The sequence below is a fragment of the Acidovorax kalamii genome, assembly GCF_002245625.1.
In the GTDB taxonomy this organism is placed as follows: Bacteria; Pseudomonadota; Gammaproteobacteria; order Burkholderiales; family Burkholderiaceae_C; genus Acidovorax; species Acidovorax kalamii.
The window spans coordinates 1-2890 of sequence record NZ_NOIG01000025.1 but is presented as its reverse complement, the minus strand read 5'-3'; the positions used below and the strand labels follow the sequence as shown (position 1 = coordinate 2890).

Annotated in this window: 3 protein-coding genes and 1 pseudogene; all 4 read left to right on the top strand. The window is 52.5% G+C overall.

All coding sequences use genetic code 11. The features are described 5' to 3' along the window. Positions 1-609: pseudogene (locus CBY09_RS24200) on the top strand (transglutaminase); the annotation flags it as partial. A 240-nt stretch (positions 610-849) separates the two neighbouring features. After that, positions 850-1275, top strand: a complete 426-nt coding sequence (locus CBY09_RS23380; RefSeq protein ID WP_094291967.1) for a hypothetical protein — start codon at positions 850-852, stop codon at positions 1273-1275. A 117-nt stretch (positions 1276-1392) separates the two neighbouring features. Continuing rightward, the gene (locus CBY09_RS23800) at positions 1393-1698 is read left to right on the top strand and encodes a hypothetical protein (RefSeq protein ID WP_165773980.1); all 306 of its coding nucleotides are present in this window, start codon (positions 1393-1395) and stop codon (positions 1696-1698) included. A 599-nt stretch (positions 1699-2297) separates the two neighbouring features. Next, entirely contained in the window at positions 2298-2660 is a 363-nt protein-coding gene (locus CBY09_RS23370) for a hypothetical protein (protein ID WP_133066339.1), read from the top strand. The last annotated feature ends 230 nt before the right edge of the window (positions 2661-2890 follow it).

Below are 2890 nucleotides of genomic sequence, written 5' to 3'. Positions count from 1 at the left end.
GGCATCAGCGCAGTCAAAGCCCTGGGGATTGCAGCGGCCCAGGGGCAGAGGATTTACACGATCACGCAGAAGGTCTACAACGACAATCCCACCATCGTCAGCACGAGCCTGAACGCACATAGCTACGACACCCAGAACAGGGTGCAGCAGTCGCTGGATGCAGGGTATGAGGTGACGATCCACCAGAGCCCGATTGCGGAGAGTGGGTGGGCGGGGGCTGGGTACATCGCCACCGACCCGGCTACGGGGGCGGGAGCCTACACCATTGAGGGGGGAGCAAATGGGAGCTTTCTCAAATTTATTGCGGCTCTTTTTTACATTGCAGCGGTAGTAGCAATTTCAGCAATAATTTTTATTGCGGGGGCAGTGATACTATCCAGCTTTTTGTCACCAATGTTAGCTCTTGGGGTTTTGGCCATGCTGGCTTGGTATTCGGTTTTTTGCTCTCTTGATAGTCTAGAAATTTCTACTGTATTGAAGGCAAATTTGCAAAATATTGCATGGGCTTTGGCTTGGTTCGGAATTGGCGCTGGAATTATACAGCCGATAATAGGATTGTTTGTGGCGGTTGTCACCGCTGGAGTTCAAAATCATGCGTGTCTTAAATGATATTGATGGCTGGTATGGCCTATTTTATTTGGCTCTTACAATAATGTTATTGCTCTTTGGGGATTTTTTTTCCTTTCGTGGATTTGTGGTTTTGACCTGCGCTTGTGTATTGATTTATGCATACGAGATATCTCGGAAGGAAAAAAAATCGGCCGATTCTAAGGTGTGATGTTGCAGGAGGGGTACAGGCCGAATAAGCGAGCGTGAAGGCCCCTACCTGTCATATGGCATGTTTCCCCCGTGGCCGACCCCATCTACAGCTGGGGCGTGGTGCGGCAGGTCAAGTTCCCCGGGGTGAACATGGACATCGGCCACGTGCGCAACATCACCTGGGCCAAGGACAACGACGAGAAGATGTGGGCGGGCTACAACCGCCTGCGGGGCCAGTACATGAGCGCGCTGGAGCATGCGGTGCCAGAGCGGTTCTTCAACGACCCCAGCCAATGCAACCTGCAAGGCACAACAACACCCACGCCAAGCCTGCCGGATTTCCCGCAAGGCATCAGTGCAGTCAATGCCCTGGGGATTGCAGCGGCCCAGGAGCAGAGGATTTACGCCATTACGCAGAAGGTCTACAACGATAACCCGGGCATAGTGAGTACGGCGCTGTCAGCGCAGCTGGGACACCCAGAACCGGGTGCAGCAGTCGCTGGATGCGGGGTATGAGGTGACCATCCACCAGAGCCCGATTACGGAGAGTGGGTGGACGGGGGCGGGGTATATCCAGATCGCCCCGGATACGGGGGCGGGGGCTTACACCATTGAGGGGGGAACTAATGGTGCGTGGATACCTGTCATCGCTATTACTATCGCAATGCTCGCGATCGTACTCGGCCCGCTGCTGGGGCAATATTTATGGTCTCGTTGACAGGTTTTTCTGGATTTATTGGTGCGGTATTTTTGATTGGCGGCGTTTATTTTGGCCTGATAAAATACATTGAGACTGCTAATAAAATAATTGACGGAGATCAAGGGGCAAATGAGCAGAAGGCAATAGTGATTAATGTAATATCAGCTTTGGCCGTGGCTGCTGGTTTTTGGGCTATTTTAAAGCTGGACAAGATTGGGCGGCTGCCACCATGCGGCTAATGATCGGATCTTTGGGGACTGTATTTCAAAAGGTGACCGACTTGTTGTGGGAGTTGTTTTAAATGCTGGTCGAGGATAAAATTTTATGGATTGCATGCGTTGCGGTTGTATTTATTTCTTTGATGGCATTGACTTATTTAAAAAAGGGGAATGTCGATGATTTTAAAAGACCGTTGTCATGGTTTTTGTTTTTTACGATATGTGGTTTGATTGTATTTTTGTGATGTGTTTGGGTGATTGAGAATTATGCGGGGTGGTGGCGCTGGAGTAATCGCTGGCCCGCAAGATGGTTTTTTGCACAAACCCAATCAGATCGAGATAAGCCCGGTCCTCAATATAGCCATGTCATTGCAGGTGCATACAGCTCACATCTCGGAAGATCGTATTGGTCGCTTGTGGGCACGGCATGGGGTCAGGTCTTGCCTTTTGCTTAAATCACGAATTGGAAAATTAAAACTCAAATGCGACCTGCCTCGCATATGCAGGCTTGTAGCTGTCCCAAGATCCTAAATTGATAGCTATCAGCGCTTATCCATCAGGCGGAAACGCCCAATTTGGCTCGAAACCCAGCAAGACAGGCGTCCACTGCCGCCGACCTTGTGGAAACCCCTGAAGTCACTTGCACCGCCGCCATCCGCGCCAATGCCCAGGAGCTGGGCAACAAACCTCGTGGTCATGTGCACAACATCTGCGCCAAGGTCAACGGCGAGAAGAGGTGGATGGCCTGTAACTGCCTGCGGGGCCAGTACATGCGCGCGCTGGAGCATTCCGTTCCCGAGTGGTTCTTCAACGACCCCAGCCAATGCAACCTGCAGGACACAGCAACTCCAATGGCGGGCTTGCCGGACTGCCCGCATGGCATCAGCGCAGTCAAGGCCTTAGGAATTGCAGGGGCCCATGGGCAGCGGATTTACACGATCACGCAAAGGATCAACCACGGCCACCCCAGTGTCGCGTGCTGAATTCAATCTAGTCCTTCAACCTCGCCTCACGACCCTCAATACGCAGCCATCCAGTAACGGCATCGTAGGCTTTGCGCAAACTGCCCAGGGTCTCGTGGGGGCAGGGCGTTCTGCTGCAAGAGAGCTTGCAGAAATAGATTCCCAGAGCTGCGTCTTCGCTGCTGGGTTCCGTTGTGTTGGCAGGCCGTGGTGTTGCCTAAGGATCCACGGTGAAGTCCACACTCCCCAGG